The organism is Clostridium chromiireducens (assembly GCF_003575225.1).
GTDB classification, from domain to species: domain Bacteria; phylum Bacillota; class Clostridia; order Clostridiales; family Clostridiaceae; genus Clostridium; species Clostridium chromiireducens.
The window spans coordinates 1,197,537-1,212,095 of sequence record NZ_QXDJ01000001.1; the positions used below are offsets into that span (position 1 = coordinate 1,197,537).

13 protein-coding genes are annotated in these 14,559 nt (G+C 30.7%); 1 reads left to right on the plus strand and 12 read right to left on the minus strand.

What is annotated here, in order from left to right:
- Positions 1 to 167: 167 nt before the first annotated feature.
- A complete protein-coding gene (locus D2A34_RS04725) occupies positions 168 to 689 on the minus strand; it encodes a putative ABC transporter permease (protein ID WP_079438027.1) in 522 nt (173 codons plus the stop codon).
- Positions 690 to 883: 194 nt separating this feature from the next.
- Here D2A34_RS04725 and D2A34_RS04730 point away from each other — a divergent pair, with 194 nt between their 5' ends.
- Complete coding sequence (locus D2A34_RS04730) at positions 884 to 2,086, plus strand: alanyl-tRNA editing protein (protein WP_079438026.1); 1,203 nt, start codon at positions 884 to 886, stop codon at positions 2,084 to 2,086.
- A gap of 673 nt (positions 2,087 to 2,759) precedes the next feature.
- Here the strand turns inward: D2A34_RS04730 and D2A34_RS04735 are convergent.
- The 11 genes from D2A34_RS04735 to D2A34_RS04785 form a co-directional block, all read right to left on the minus strand.
- Positions 2,760 to 2,966, minus strand: a complete 207-nt coding sequence (locus D2A34_RS04735; RefSeq protein WP_119365896.1) for a heavy-metal-associated domain-containing protein — start codon at positions 2,964 to 2,966, stop codon at positions 2,760 to 2,762.
- Between the two features lie 118 nt (positions 2,967 to 3,084).
- Positions 3,085 to 5,520, minus strand: coding sequence for a heavy metal translocating P-type ATPase (locus D2A34_RS04740; RefSeq protein ID WP_119365897.1), 2,436 nt, complete (start codon positions 5,518 to 5,520; stop codon positions 3,085 to 3,087).
- A gap of 77 nt (positions 5,521 to 5,597) precedes the next feature.
- Positions 5,598 to 5,864, minus strand: a complete 267-nt coding sequence (locus D2A34_RS04745; protein WP_079438021.1) for a metal-sensing transcriptional repressor — start codon at positions 5,862 to 5,864, stop codon at positions 5,598 to 5,600.
- Between the two features lie 344 nt (positions 5,865 to 6,208).
- Positions 6,209 to 7,972 (minus strand): sensor domain-containing diguanylate cyclase/phosphohydrolase, encoded by a 1,764-nt coding sequence (locus D2A34_RS04750; protein ID WP_119365966.1) that lies wholly within the window; start codon positions 7,970 to 7,972, stop codon positions 6,209 to 6,211.
- Between the two features lie 186 nt (positions 7,973 to 8,158).
- Positions 8,159 to 9,334 (minus strand): metallophosphoesterase, encoded by a 1,176-nt coding sequence (locus D2A34_RS04755; RefSeq protein WP_243128226.1) that lies wholly within the window; start codon positions 9,332 to 9,334, stop codon positions 8,159 to 8,161.
- 110 nt (positions 9,335 to 9,444) lie between these two features.
- Positions 9,445 to 10,626: an amidohydrolase gene (locus D2A34_RS04760; protein WP_119365898.1), complete on the minus strand. Its 1,182-nt coding sequence runs from the start codon at positions 10,624 to 10,626 to the stop codon at positions 9,445 to 9,447.
- A gap of 244 nt (positions 10,627 to 10,870) precedes the next feature.
- On the minus strand, positions 10,871 to 11,926 hold the full coding sequence (locus D2A34_RS04765; protein WP_243128228.1) for a CPBP family intramembrane glutamic endopeptidase: 1,056 nt from the start codon (positions 11,924 to 11,926) through the stop codon (positions 10,871 to 10,873).
- A gap of 131 nt (positions 11,927 to 12,057) precedes the next feature.
- Positions 12,058 to 12,837, minus strand: a complete 780-nt coding sequence (locus tag D2A34_RS04770; RefSeq protein WP_119365899.1) for a nitrilase-related carbon-nitrogen hydrolase — start codon at positions 12,835 to 12,837, stop codon at positions 12,058 to 12,060.
- Between the two features lie 45 nt (positions 12,838 to 12,882).
- Positions 12,883 to 13,227, minus strand: coding sequence for a phenylpyruvate tautomerase MIF-related protein (locus tag D2A34_RS04775; protein WP_119365900.1), 345 nt, complete (start codon positions 13,225 to 13,227; stop codon positions 12,883 to 12,885).
- A gap of 28 nt (positions 13,228 to 13,255) precedes the next feature.
- On the minus strand, positions 13,256 to 13,429 hold the full coding sequence (locus tag D2A34_RS27630) for a diguanylate cyclase domain-containing protein (protein WP_119365969.1): 174 nt from the start codon (positions 13,427 to 13,429) through the stop codon (positions 13,256 to 13,258).
- On the minus strand, positions 13,420 to 14,325 hold the full coding sequence (locus D2A34_RS04785) for a helix-turn-helix transcriptional regulator (RefSeq protein WP_119365901.1): 906 nt from the start codon (positions 14,323 to 14,325) through the stop codon (positions 13,420 to 13,422). Before D2A34_RS04785 ends, D2A34_RS27630 begins: the two co-directional genes overlap by 10 nt.
- Between the last annotated feature and the right edge of the window lie 234 nt (positions 14,326 to 14,559).

The window sequence follows — 14,559 nt, forward strand, 5'->3', positions numbered from 1 at the left end:
CTTTAAATTATTATACATTCAATATATGCATATATTTCAATATATGCATTTTTATATTGAATGTATATATTTCAATATATGCATTTTTTGCACATATAAATATTCTCTAAATATTATTATTTATAATCTCACATTACCTTATGTGCTATACCACTAAGGCAATTATGCTAAACTACTTTAAATTTTTCATACGCTAATCTTTTTATAGTAAAATAGCAATCTATTATTAAAATAATAACCCCTGCAATTACTAATATATTAAAAAAATCCTGTTCTTGTATGTATAGACTATATACGATAGGTTGTAAATAATGTAGACCTACCAAGCTTAGAATCATCCAATAAGTTGAGAATTTAAGAGTAACAAATCCATGTATATTGTATCTAAAATTCGAATAATCCCAATAAACTTTATTGAAAGTATACTTAAGTACATAACCACTTATGTATTCAACTGTTGTTGGAATTAAAAAACATAGCAGTATTAATGGAATTCCATCAATTATTAATATTTCTTTACATAGAATTAAAAGAGTAAAACCTATTCCATACATAGGTTTAAATGGACCTATTAAAAACCCATCTTTTTGAAATTCCTTTGTAGTTGTATAACAGTATACTTCTTCTATTATCCAACCTATGAAAGAATAAAATATTAAGTTGAATATAATATAAAATATTGAATTCATTGTATAATCACCTCATTCTACAAAATAATCAATGTTAGTATTTGTCGAATAATAATCTTTTATCCACATCGAGGTTCTATCTGTTATAATACTAGTATTGAATTATTCTTAGACTCAGATACTGCGAACTTCAATTAATGCTATATATTCACTGAGCCTTAGATACAAATATATTTTAGGAGGCTAATTCACATATGGAAAAAATTTATTACGATAATCAATACCTTAAGGAATTCACAGCTGAAATTGTTGATATAAAAGAAATAGATGGTAGATCTCACGTTATATTAGACAAAACTGCTTTTTTCCCAGGCGGTGGTGGACAAAATTGCGACCTTGGAACTTTAGATGATCAACAAATTATTGATATCTATGAAAAAGATGAAATTGTTTATCACGTTGTTGAAAAGAAACCTATTAAGATACATAAAGTAAAATGCTCAATTGATTGGGATAGAAGACGTGATGGAATGCATCAACATTTAGGTCAACACGTTTTATCTGGCGCTTTCTTCAACCTTTTTAATGCTAATACTTTTGCAATACACTTAGGTTCTGACATAAGTACAGTTGATATCTATGGAGTGTTAACTGAGGATCAAGTAAGAGAAGCTGAAAGACTTGCTAATAAAACCATTGGTGAGGCACTAACCGTTCAATCTTTTGTTCCAACAAAAGCTGAATTAAAAAAATTAACTCTTAGACGTGCTCTTCCAAACACTGATGAAGACATTAGAGTTGTTAAAATTGGTGATTTCGATGTAAATGCTTGTTGTGGGCTTCATCCTTCATCAACTTTGGATTTGAGACTTATTAAAATTAAAAAATTCGTAAAGCACAAAGAAGGAACAAGAATAGAATTTTTAGCTGGCGAACGTGCTATTTCCGATTCTTTTAAGAAAGATGAATTTCAAAACTCAATATGCAGATATTTAAGCTGCAATGAAAATGAAGCTGTTAACGGAATAAAGAACTTAAATCAAAGTCTTTATGAAGCTAACGAAGCAAATAAAAGTCTTAATATTTTATTAGCTAAATATCAAGTTAAAGAAATCCTCGAAAATGCTGCTAAAATAAATGATATTAAAGTAATTAAACAGATATTTGATGGCGAAAACCTGAAGTATGTAAATAACCTTACTGCTAAGCTTATTGAAACTGAAAACACAATAGCTCTAATGGCAGTGAAATCTGATGATAAAGTAAATCTATTATTTGCTTGTTCTAAAGATATTAAAGAAGTGAAAATGAACGATCTTTTAAAAGATGCTATATCTCTAATTGACGGTAAAGGTGGCGGAAGTCCATTCCAAGCTCAAGGTGCAGGTAAAAACAACGCAAACCTTGAAAGCACACTAGATTACGCCTTTAACAAAATAGAACATTTACTAAGATAGGTATATACTTAAAGTGAAGCGATGAACAACCGAAAGAGAATACATATATGTTCCGCAGGGCTGTGCAAAATTTCGCAGGGTATATCTAAACGGAAAGTTGTACCCACTTCTGCATGTTCCTGCGGCAAGCGCATGACAAGCAAAAGTGGAACAACTTCCCATTAAGATATACCAGCAGCTTATTTTTCAATGCCTGCTTCACATATATGTATTCTCTTTCTTTGTTTTGCTGTTACTTTAAGTATTTCACATATGCTTACCTAAATGTTATATATTTTTTTGTATTGTAAAGGATATATATGCTATGGCAAATACCTTTCAAAAAAGATACCGCTCTTGCTAACGGTCAAAATATAAAAATACTTGCTTAAGTATGCTGTATTTTAAACTTACTACTAAACAAAGAACGGGAATAAATGTTTTTACGGAGTGTTCATAAGAAGATTTTGCTGGCTGTTATTCTAGATTATAAGTTGTTCCAAATGTGCTTGTTCAAAAGCGTAGTCTTTGAAGCAAGCACTTTGGGTGCAACTTATAATCTTACAATAACCCAGCAAAATCTTCTAGGAACCGGAGTAAACACATATATTCCCGTTCGATTGTTTGGCAGTAAACTTAAGTTTTCCTCATACTGCAAGTATTTTTATATTTCGGGTTATTCTCAATACCTTAATTATTCTTCAATGTTAGTTACGTCGTAGCCTTCTTCTTCGATTGCTTCTTTTAATTCTTCATTACTATTTTCAGTTTCAACTATTGCCCAGTTATTTTCTAAACTAACTTCTACTGAAGTTACCTTATCTAAATTTTCTAATGCTTCCTTTACGTGACCTACACAGTGCTCACAACTCATTCCTTCAATTAATATTTTCTTTTTCATGATTCTACCTCCTGTTTTTTATTAAAGATAACTATTAACAATTCAAATTGAGAATCCCTGAGTTTTTCTACTTGCTTTTTATAAATCAAAAGATTTTCCTCATTAACATTGCTAATTATTAACTATTTGCTGCGTTAAATTTTCTAAGTCTTAATGCATTTGTAAGTACTGATACTGAACTCAAACTCATTGCTGCAGCTGCTATCATAGGATTTAATAATGGTCCTCCAAAGATATGGAGTATTCCCATAGCAACCGGAATTCCCAGTACATTGTATCCAAATGCCCAGAATAAGTTTTGTTTTATATTTTTAATAGTTGCCTTACTTAATTTAATTGCAGTTATAACATCCATTAAATCGCTTTTCATAAGAACTATATCCGCAGATTCGATTGCAACATCAGTTCCTGATCCAATTGCTATTCCTACATCTGCTTGTGCTAATGCTGGTGCATCGTTTATCCCGTCTCCAACCATTGCAACTTTTTTGTTTTCTACTTGAAGTTTTTTAACTTCATTAGCCTTATCTTCTGGCAATACTTCTGCTAAAACTATATCAATTCCAACTTGAACTGCTATAGCATCAGCTGTTTTCTTATTATCCCCAGTAATCATAGCTACCTTTATCCCCATATTATGGAGAGCCTCTATTGCTTTTTTACTACTTGGTTTAACTGTATCTGCAACAGCAACTATTCCCCTTAAAATTCCATCAATGGCTATATACATAGGGGTTTTTCCTTCACTGGCCAACTTATCACTATATTGAGCTAGAACATCAAGGTTTATGTCTTTATCTAACATTAACTTTTTATTTCCAAGTAAAATATGCTTTCCTTCTATTTTAACTTCTATTCCGTGTCCAGGAATTGCATTAAATTCTTCAATTTCCTTAAGCTCTAGCCCTTTGTCTTGTGCGCCCTTAACTATTGCTTCTCCCAGTGGATGTTCTGATCCTTTTTCACTACTTGCAGCTAAAGTCAAGATTTCATCTTCTGACATCCCATTTGTTATTATATCTGTAACTACAGGTTTTCCTTCTGTTATTGTGCCTGTCTTATCAAATACAATAGTTTGTATTCTATGAGTTGTCTCTAAAGCTTCTCCACCTTTAATTAATACTCCATTCTCAGCACCCTTACCTGTTCCAACCATTATGGCTGTTGGTGTTGCAAGACCTAATGCACAAGGACAGGCAATTACAAGTACTGCAATGAATATTGTTAAAGAAAATATAGTTGTTTCTCCTGCGATCATCCAAGCTATAGAAGAAATTAATGCTAAACCAATTACTGTTGGAACAAAGTATGCTGATATAACATCAGCAAGTTTTGCTATTGGAGCTTTTGATCCCTGAGCTTCTTCTACTAATTTAACTATTTGAGCAAGCGCTGTGTCTTTTCCAACCTTAGTTGCTTTATATTTAATAAAACCAGTTTTATTAATACTTGCTCCTATTACACTGCTTCCTATTGTCTTCTCAACTGGAATACTTTCTCCTGTAAGCATCGATTCATCAACTGATGTATTTCCTTCAATAATCTCTCCGTCTACAGGAAGCTTTTCTCCTGGTTTAACTAGTATTATATCTCCAACTATTACTTCTTCTATAGGCATAGTCATTTCGATATCATTTCTAATGATTGTTGCTGTCTTCGGTGCTAATCCCATTAATGCTTTGATTGCCTGAGAAGTTCTTCCCTTTGAAATTGCCTCCAAGTACTTTCCAAGTGTTATTAATGTTAATATAACAGCTGCAGATTCAAAATATAAGTGCATTGCGTAATTAGTTTCGCCCATTTGTATCTTATAAATACCAAATATCCCATATATAAATGCAGCTGAAGTTCCTATAGCAATTAATGAATCCATATTTGGACTTAATTTAAGTAGATTTTTTATTCCGATATAGTAAAATTTATACCCAACTATCATTACAGGAGCTGTTAAAATTAATTGAAACGTCGCGAAATTCAAAGGATTCATCATTGAATCAATTATATGTGGAAGTGGCATACCTAACATATGTCCCATAGTTATTACTAAAAGCGGTACCGAAAAAACTAAAGATACAATAAATCTTGTTAATAGTAATTGGCTCTCATCTACTCTTATCTCTTCAACAATTTCCTCCTCTTTTACTAGCTTATATCCTGCTTTATCTACAGCAGCTTTTATTTCGGCATAACCAATTTGATCCTCATCTATACTAATAGTAAGTTTTTCAGTAGCTAAGTTAACAATTGAACTTTGAACTCCATTTAGCTTTTTAGTAACTCTCTCAACCCTGCTCGAACATGCCGAACATGTCATTCCTTCAACCTTAAAAGTGTAAGTCTTTATATTCTTCCTTACCCCATATCCTGCTTTTACAACAGTAGCTTCTATAGTTTCATTACTTAATTTACTTTCATCAAACTCTACATTTAAAGTCTCTGTAGCAAAATTAACATTAGCACTATTTATTCCATCTAATTTTTTTACAAATCTTTCAACTCTATTTGAGCATGCAGAACATGTCATTCCTTCTATTCTGATTGCCTTTTTCTTCATACTTTCGCCTTCACCTCTTTACGTTTCTTCTAAAATATGTAATCTGATTATTATTTCCGCTAAACTTTTCAAAATTATTATTTAGAAAGTAATTTTTCTAAGACTTTATTTAACTCTTCAATTTTTTCATCTGGATTATTGTTAAGACAAGCCTCTTTTACACAATGACGTAAGTGGCCTTGCAAGATAATTAAATCTGCTTTCTTTATTAATGATTGTACCGCTAATAACTGATTTGCAATATCTATACAATATCTATCATCTTCAATCATTTTTATTATACCTTCTATTTGACCTTTTGCCGTTTTTAATGATTGCAATGCTTTTTTTCTTTCTTCACTCATACTTTTCCTCCTCCCCCTCCCAGGGGGTGTGTTTATGATATAATTATATACCACGAATTCATTTTGTCAAGGCTACTTTAAATAAAGATTTTCTTTATATAACAATATTGTAAAAAACTTAAGGCAAAGCAATGAATAACCGAATTAAAGAGCGTAAATATACTTAATTTAAGATGTTGCTAGCTCAAGAAATAAAAAATACTTGCATTAATTCTTATTTTAAATCTACTACTAAACAAAGAAAGGGAATATATGTTTTTGCACAGTGTCCATAAGAAGCAAACACATATATTCCCTTTCGATTGCTTAGTAGTAACTTTAAAGTCGTCACAATACAAGTTTTTTTATATTTCGGATTCTTCAAGATAATCTATAAATACTTTGACTATATGCGGATCAAATTGTTTTCCAGCGCACTTTTTTAATTCGTTGATTGCATCTTCTTTACTCAATGTTTTCTTGTAAACACTATTATTTCTCATAGAATCGTAGGAATCTGCTATACTAACGATTCTAGCTATCAGTGGTATTCCCTCTCCCCTTAGTTTAAGCGGATAGCCAGTTCCATCCCATCTTTCATGATGGGCCAAAACCCCTTTTGCTACATTATCTAATTGATTAGACGCTTTTATTATCCTATATCCCTTCTCAGCATGAGTTTTAACTATTTCAAATTCCTCTTCTTTTAGCTTTCCAGACTTAAGTAATATCTCTTCACTTATTGCTATTTTACCTATATCATGGAGCTTAGCCACTATGGTCAATTCATCCATCACAGACATCGGGAGGGATAATCTTTGTCCAATTATTAAAGAATTGCATAGTACTCTCTCTGTATGTTCTTCTGTTTCTATACTCTTAGTTTGGAGTCCCACCTGTAGGGAGTACATTATCGAACTGCTAAGACTATTCTTTTGCAATAACTTTTGGCGATATACCTTATCATCAGCTTCCTTTAGCGCATCATATACACTTTTCTTTAAGCTATTAGTTACAGATGCTCCTAAAGCTATGCTAACATCTATTAAATCATGCTTATAAGTTTTACATTGCTTAAATATTCTCTTTATAATGGATTCACATTCATATTCAGTAGCATTTGGTGCTAAAATTACAAATTCATCTCCACCGGTTCTAAATATCAATTGTTCTTCATCACATACATCTCTAAGAACATTTGCTATAAGCTTTAATAATTCATCTCCTTGACTATGCCCCAAAGTATCATTTACTAATTTTAATCCATTTGCATCTCCCATTATAACTCCCACTGGAAGATATTTCTCTGACAAAAATTCTCGCGCTTTCTCTTCAAAATAGGCTCTATTATACAAACCCGTTAAAGAATCTGTGAAACTTAACCTCTTTAATTTTTCTTCTGCTTCTTTTTTTTCAGTAGTGTCAAGAATTAATCCAACTATTCCAACAACCTCATTATTCTTATCAATTACAGGAACCTTTATAGCTTCTGTATGCAGCTCACTTCCTTCATTTGTTCTAATTACTGTCTGCGCACGTATACTTTCTTTGTTTTGTATAACGTGATTATCTTCCCTTGTGTACTTTAGCACTAATTCTTCTGACGGATGTATGTCGCTATTTGTTTTTCCGATTAATTCACCTAGTCCATCTCTATTATAGAATCTATTAAACTCTTTATTTACGTAAACATATCTCCCGTATTTATCCTTATAAAAAACCATTCCTGGTAAAGTATCCATTACTACTTTTAATAAGTTTTCCTGTTCTTCAATAATCTTATCCTTTTCTCTTATAATATCAAGATTCGCATATATACCAGCTAGAGCAATTACATTTCCATTATCAATCAATGGAACAATAGTAACTTTTCTACGTATACCACCAAGATATCCTTCTTCTGTTAAAGGTTCTAACGTGTTTAAAACAATTTTGCAATATTTATGACATTCTTCATGCTCTACTCCATCGAATATTTCTTCATCATTATATCCAATAAATTCTTTATGTATATCTTTATATATGGATTTATATTCTTTATTAATATATATAAATCTTAAGTCAATATCTTTTACCCATATAGGTTGTGGTATATAATCAGCTAGCAATTTAAACAATCTGTACTCCATTATCCTCATTTCCCCTCCTTGCCTCTATAATTAATGTCATTATCATATGTGTAACGAATAAATTTTGTATAATGTTATCTGATTATTAGGGAATATATTTTTTAAATTTAACTGCTCCTCTTTTTTACAATTAATCAGTTTGTTATTTCTCTTCTTCTAACAATTACAACTGCTTTCTAAATTCTATCAATTAAACTTAACTTTTATATTTACTATTTCACTTTGGGTTCCAACTCTTATTGGTGGCCCCCATGTTCCATATCCTGAACTTACAATTAAGTTGAAATTACCTTTATTTAAATATCCATAATCTTTCTCATATATTTGTTTTGTTATGAGATTACCCGGAAAAACTTGTCCTCTATGTGTATGCCCTGAAAGTTGTAAATCCACACCCTCCATCTCAGCTTCTTCTAAGTCTTCTGGTCTATGATTCAAAACTATTATCGGAAGTGATTTATCAACGTCTTTCAAAATTTCATCTAATGGCTTTACCTTTTCTCCCGTAGATCTTGTCTGCGCTGGATCATTTCTTCCAATTATATAAAAACTATTTTCTACCTTAATTGCTTCATCTTGTAAAAACTTAATATTCGCATCTTGAAAATATGAAATAGTCTCTGATAAGTCGCCTGCACCATATTCGTGATTTCCTGTAATATCATACACTCCATACTTTGACTTTATATTCTTAAAAGCTTCTCTAGAATATTCCTTTAAACTTCTAGGCGTATTCTCATCAAATATATCTCCACAAAATAAAACTATGTCTGGATTTAATTCATTTATTGAATTTACCATTTTAGTAACACCATTTTCTTTTAGTGCAACTCCCATATGAACATCTGAAACCATAACTACATTTAACGAAGTAATTCCTTTTGCATCTTTATTTACATTAACTTCATAGTTTGTTATGACTTTACGCTGAGCGTTTAAAAATCCAAATGCAACTAATATAAATATTGATAAGAATACAGATACTCCACCAAAATATATTTTCTTCAACCGTTCTTTTACTAGTTGATTAAAGTTGATTCTTCTTAAAATAAATCTCAAAATATCCATAATAAAGAATATCAATATTGAATATAAAAAAATTCCAATATAAATAAATCCAACTAGTGTAATTGTTGATGTAATCCAATTTTCGGTGGTGATAGCCCCTCTCAATATATTACTTATAAAAAATGACAATCCCATGGCCCAATATATTACCCAGTACCCTATGAAATACTTTTTTTGTCTGAATCTTACATTCATATGCACAAGCGCTTTTTTACCTTTTGCTCCTATATAATAGCAAAGAATTATGTATAATCCTAATGCTATAGTAATTGGTGCTATCATTCTTATATTCATATTACTCCTTTCCTTGAAATAATTCTAAAATATAAAACTTTCTTCTTAAGCTATAATTTTTACATCCCTTTTCTGATAGTACTAAAACAAAATATTAGTTTCCTAAACTCCTATTTATGTTTATAATTTTTATCTATAATTTCTTTCAATGCACCTTCAGCCAGCTGATCGAAATATTTCGAGCAATTCAAGATCGCATTTTCATCTACCTTATATTGCGGATGATGATGTGCATAAGATTTTCCTGTTCCAACCGTAATAAACGCACCTGGTATCTTCTTTTGATAATATGCAAAATCTTCGCCTTCTAGTCCCATAGATGCCTGCTTAACATTATATCCCAATCTCTTTCCAAGTTTAGTACTAAAATCTACCCACTCTTCACTATTATTAGTTGCCGGTGAGCCAAAGTGCCATATAAGCTCTGCACTACCACCAAAAGATTGTGCTATTCCTGTTACCATTTCATTCATTCTTTTAGATATTAATTCACGTATATTTTCATCTAATGTCCTAACTGTTCCTTCAAGATAAGCTGATTCAGGGATAACATTCCACGTATTTCCGCCTTGAATATGAGTTATACTCAAAAGCGCTTTTTCTGTAGGTCCCACATTGCGGCTTATGATTGTTTGTAATGATGTAACTATATTACTTGCAATTATTATAGGATCTATACTTTTCTCAGGCTTAGCTGCATGGCTTCCAACTCCTGTGATTTTGATTTCGAATCTATCAACAGCAGCAGTCATTGCTCCAGTTTTTATCCCCATAACACCTACGTCTGCATCTGAAACGTTGTGTATACCGAAAATTGCATCTACATCATCTAAAACCCCTGTGGATATAATTTTCTTAGCTCCATCTGCACTTTCTTCACCTGGCTGGAATATAAATTTCACTGTTCCAATTAATGAGGACTGATGTCTTTTTACTAAATAAGCAGCTCCCAAAATTGTGGCCATGTGGAAATCATGACCACAAGCATGCATCATCCCGTCTATTTTAGATTTATAGCATAAGTCTGTCTCCTCATGAATTGGCAATGCATCTATGTCACACCTAATAGCAACAACTGGACCCTTTGGATTTCCTTTAATTTGTGCCACAATACCTGTTTCCAATGGTAAATCAAGAACTTCTATGTCCACTCTTTTCAATAAATCTTTTATTAGTTTTGTAGTCTGAAATTCTTCATTAGGTAATTCAGGATTTTCATGTAATTTATGAAACACTCCAATAAGTTCTTCATTTAAATTCTCTATTATTGATAATAATACTTTATTCGCCATATTAATCCCCCTCTAAATCGATGCTTAAATTATAGGCATCCAATTTTATCATGTCAATATATCTAAAATAATTTAACATTAATCTATAATTCCTCTAATGTAATTAGTTACATATAATTTTTCACAAATAAAATCTTCGAATATTTATATAATAACCAATTATCATAAGTTGTGTATAAATAAAGGAGGATATAAGTCAATATATTAAACTTATCTCCCCTTCTTACAAATCTTTACATAAATATTATTTTATTAAATTCTTACTTATCATAGTAATAACAATGAATGCAACATAAAAAATAATATATGCTACAGCCCAACCTCCACTAAAAGAAACTCTTACTTTCTCTTGTGTACTAAGTATTGCAGTATCTTCTCTTATAACTTCCATAAAGTCTTCTCTAAAATTGTAAATAAATAATATAAGTGCAATTACTCCAACAAAAAGATAGATTCCTTCAATTGCACCTTCTACTAGCGGCGAATTCATAATTGTTATCCCTGACATTATAAAAGTTATTGTATTATTAAATACATGCGCTATTATGGACGGAATTATAGATTCCGATTTTATAGCAATAAATGCTAAGACAATTCCCATTAATATTGGATTAACAAATTGAACTAAATTTAGATGAAACATAGAAAATAGAATTGAAGATACGATAATTGCCGTCAAATTTCCATATCTCTTTAGACTGTTAAGAATAAATCCTCTAAATATAATTTCTTCTAAAATAGGTCCTATTAAACAAACGTACATCAAAAATAAAACAAGATAAATATTCTGCTTTGGAAAACTAAAATCTGGCTGAGGAATAGTTATTCCAGCACCTTTAAGGATTGTTGCATATATTAGGTACAATATACTTGAAACCATTCCTGTTCCTATACAAGATATAGTTCCTAGAAAAATGAACTTTTTAGTTGCTTTTATCTTTGTAAATATATGTTGTTTTATTCTTATTCCTGTAGTGCTCACTGCTATAATAATTGCTATAATATCTCCTAATATGCATGGAAGATATCCCGCAAAGAAATTATATGTATCTAGCGAAAATTTCGGAATAAAACTGCTATTAACTCCACCGTTTGCAATGGAGCTTAAAAGCACATCTAACATCTTCATAAAAAATGTAATTGTAAAAGCTATTCCATATGTCGATATTGCTAATATCAAGATTATTTTTGCACAATTACTTCCCATGCTCTTTATATTCTTTTTTAATATTATTTTCTTCTCATCAACTTCTTGTTCAAAATCATCTAGCATCATTTTACCTACCATTTCATTACTCAATCATAATAATTATCTATTAAAATACCTACCTTTTTATGATATTTATAAAAGATTTTTTTATCACATTATATCATAATCCTACACTGCTTTTCTAATTTCATTATTTTTTACAACTATTAAGACCATCGAGCTTATTTGTTCATAATTTGGTATATCGCTTCTCTTCTATCTTTCCTTATATCAAATTCCTGTCTAGACTTTATAATATCATTTATATTAACTTCTCTTATGATTAACATCTCTTCTGAGCTAAGTTCATTTAATATCTCCCCATTAGGGTTTACAAAAATTGATGCTCCATTATAATCTAAGCCTCCGCCAATCCCCACTCTATTTATTCCAATAATATAACATTGATTTTCTATAGCCCTTGCTCTTAATAATGCCAGCCAATGTTCTTCTCTTTCTTTGGGCCAACTTGCTGCTACGGTTATTATATGAGATTCCTTAGATGCTATTTGAAATATTTCTGGAAATCTTAAATCATAACAAATAAAAGGAGTTATTTTAAATTCATTTATTACACAACTGCTTATATTATTGCCACTATAATATTTTTTATCTTCTCCACCATGGGAAAATGGATGTATTTTAGTATAGCTAGCTAAAGTATTTCCTTCATTTGAAACAATAATATATTTATTCTTGCCTTTTTCATCTACCTTTATTGCATATCCAAATCCAATACTTATGTTATTGTCCAAAGATAACTTTCTAATCCAACTTACTATATCACTTTCCGATAATGAGAGCTTGTTGATATCCATGGTAAAACCTGTCAAAGCCATTTCAGGAAATAAAATTAACTCTACACCATTTCCAGCGGCCTTTTTTATTAGTTTTTCAAATTTAGTCATATTACTGATGATATCTTCCCACGCCATATCTACTTGAGCAATTCCTATAATCAAATTAAACTCCCCCTTTTATTTAGTATAAATACTACTTATTTATTACTAAAAATTTCTTCCGTTCCAACCCCAGTCTTGAATTTCTTCATATTTAATATATATTTTATTTTGAGGAATTTCTAATTCTTCTTCATATATGTTACAGATTGCAGCAGTTAAGTCAGCATATGACTCTTTACTTGCTTTTCCAAATATTTTTACTTCTATGAATGCACCCTTTTCAAGCTTTTCTCCAGCAAAATATAATGAATATTCATCTTCAAACCCAACCATCAAAAATGTTTCACTCTTTCCAGGAATTAATTGTATTGCTTCACCTAATTTTCTCTTTATAATTTCTTCCTTTTCTTCTGATATCTTCATGCTAACTTTTGATCCTATAAACGGCATTTTTCATATCTCCTTCCAAAAATTAAATTTATAATTCACAGGAGAATACTTTGTTTCTCCCATGATTCTTTGCACAATATAGAAGCTTATCAGCCTCGCTTATAATTTTTTCAACACCAATTGTATCATCTTTAATTATAGCACATACAATGCCTATACTTACTGTTACGTGAATTATTCTTTTTATAAATATTAAGAGTATTTCTTTACAGACTCTTCAAATTTTCTTTTTATTTCTTTTCTGATATTCTTAGGTTCTATTACTTCAGCATACTCCCCATATGACATTATATATCCAAAAATCCATTCTCCTGATGGAAATGTAATAGTTGTCGTATAGCTTCCATCTTTATTTCTAATAATGTTTTCTTGTTCAAATTCATCAAAAATTCTGTATGCCATTTTCTCATCTATTCTTAACACTAAAGTTACCATTTCAATGTCATAAGATTTACCAGCCTCTCCCCAAATATTGGCTGGAACTTCTCTTTTAAAGTTTTCATTCAATAAAACTAAGGTATGTATTCTTCTAAGCTTGAATATCCTGAATTCATTCTTAAGACGACAATAAGCATATAAATACCATCCTTGCCCCTTAAATACTAACTTAAGTGGTTCTGCAATGCGAGAAGTTTTTTCTCCATAAGAACTAAAGTAATCAAAGCTTAAAACCTCACTATTAAGAATAGCTGTTTTTATAATTTTAAACTTCTCCTTTTCAGTATCATTGCTACCCCAATGCGAAAAATCTACATCAATCCAGTTAGTGCTTTTCTTATTGAAAACCGTACTAAGTTTCTTCAAAATAGGTTCCACTTCTAGATATTTCATAGCATTTAGGCTTTGAAGGCTCATTAATATTTCTTTTTGCTCTTTCTCAGATAATACTGATTTATTAAGAACAAAATCTTCAATAAGGCTAATACCTCCTCCTTTACCCTTATTTGTGTATATTGGTATTCCAGCGCCTGATAAAATATCAATATCTCTATAAATTGTTCTGACAGATACTTCAAAGTGCTTTGAAAGTTCTTTTGCCGTTACTATTTTTTTATCTAATAAAATGTATACTATCTCAAATAATCTATTTATTTGCATTTCTATCACCTAACTTTATTATAACTACATATACATAAGATTTAAACTTTATTATAGATAACCCAACTATAACTTAGACTTATGCATACAATCCACCGAAATAAGTAATATACTTTTGTTCCAGTTTCTAGGAATTTTGATGGGTGACTCTAAGGCCATAAGTTGTGCCCAAAGTGCTAGCCTCAAAGAACAAGCTTTAAACAAGCACATTTGGAACAACATATGCCCAAGATT